Here is a 1284-nt window from a genome sequence, read left to right as displayed (position 1 = left end):
ACCTCAAGTTAACAAAATTTGAGGACAATAAAAAAAATCCCCGACAAAAAACATGTCGGGGATTATACCAAAGACCTTTTTAGACAGCCTCTTTTGTTTTATAAAACTTCCAACAATTCTACTTCAAAAATCAAGGTACTGTTTGGACCAATTTCTTTTGAAATTTGTTCTTCGCCATAAGCAGCATGTGGCGGAATTACAATTTTAGCTTTAGATCCAACTGTAAGCAGCGGCATCACTTCTTGCCAACCTTTTATTAATTTGCTGATTTGAAAATCGGCTGGCTTTCCACGGTCCACAGAACTATCAAACACTTCACCGTAAATATTAGTACCGTGGTAATGGCATTTAACTTTACTATCAACAGTAGGTAAAATTCCCGAACCTTCTTCAATAATTTTGTATAATACACCGCTTTCTAATTTTACAACATCCGGTTCAGAAGCAAAATTTGTTCTAAAAATTTCTCCTTCGTTTATATTTTTAGCAGCCAATTCCTGCTTGCGTTTTTGTAATAATTCTGCTACTCCCATTTGGTATTTATATCGTTTAAAGATCAAATATAAACATTCTTTATAAGTGCAATTTTGATTTTCAGTATCTTTTTTTGTAACTTTAAAAGAAAAAATCATGCAAAGAAAGAAAATTTTATTAACAGCAGGTGCCGTAGGTATTGGATCGGTTGCCTATATGATGCTAAAAAACCGAAAAAAGAACGACGATATTACTGTTGTCACTCCGTTTGATACCATGAGGTATTTAGGCAGATGGTACGAAATTGCGCGTTTAGATTTTCGTCACGAAAAAAACTTGGATAATACCACCGCTCATTATAGTTTAAACAAAGACAATTCTATAAAAGTAGTTAACCAGGGTTGGAATTATGTGAAGGAAGAATGGGAAGTTGCCGAAGGAAAGGCAAAACCACGCAAGAAAAATACAGGAGCCTTAAAGGTGTCTTTCTGGGGACCTTTTTATGACGAGTACAATGTGGTTGAAATTACAAACGATTATCAGTATGCGCTTGTTTTTGGAAAGAATACCGATTATATGTGGATTTTATCAAGAGAAAAAACAATGCCCGAAATTGTTAGACAATATTTTGTTTTAAAGGCGCAAAGTTTTGGGTATGATACCGATAAACTGGTTTGGCCACATCACGATTAAAAAAAGAAGGTGTCTAAAATGGACTGCCCCCAAAAAGTTAGACACTTTTGGGGGCATTTTTTATGACAAGAAAAGTAAAATACAATGTATCATTTAAGCTACATTGTGTAAAAGAAG

General features: G+C 34.3%; 2 protein-coding genes. One reads left to right on the top strand and one right to left on the bottom strand.

The genetic code is table 11. From position 1 onward, the window contains the following. Positions 1-98: 98 nt before the first annotated feature. Positions 99-533 (bottom strand): FKBP-type peptidyl-prolyl cis-trans isomerase, encoded by a 435-nt coding sequence (locus BM253_RS17105; RefSeq protein ID WP_091526702.1) that lies wholly within the window; start codon positions 531-533, stop codon positions 99-101. A gap of 97 nt (positions 534-630) precedes the next feature. Between BM253_RS17105 and BM253_RS17100 the strand changes: the two genes are divergently transcribed. Beyond that, positions 631-1167: a lipocalin family protein gene (locus BM253_RS17100; protein ID WP_091526700.1), complete on the top strand. Its 537-nt coding sequence runs from the start codon at positions 631-633 to the stop codon at positions 1165-1167. Positions 1168-1284: the final 117 nt, after the last annotated feature.

It is taken from the genome of Paenimyroides ummariense, from assembly GCF_900115115.1.
Lineage (GTDB): Bacteria > Bacteroidota > Bacteroidia > Flavobacteriales > Flavobacteriaceae > Flavobacterium > Flavobacterium ummariense.
The sequence above is the reverse complement of the archived record's forward strand: the minus strand, read 5'-3'. Positions and strand labels throughout refer to the sequence as shown.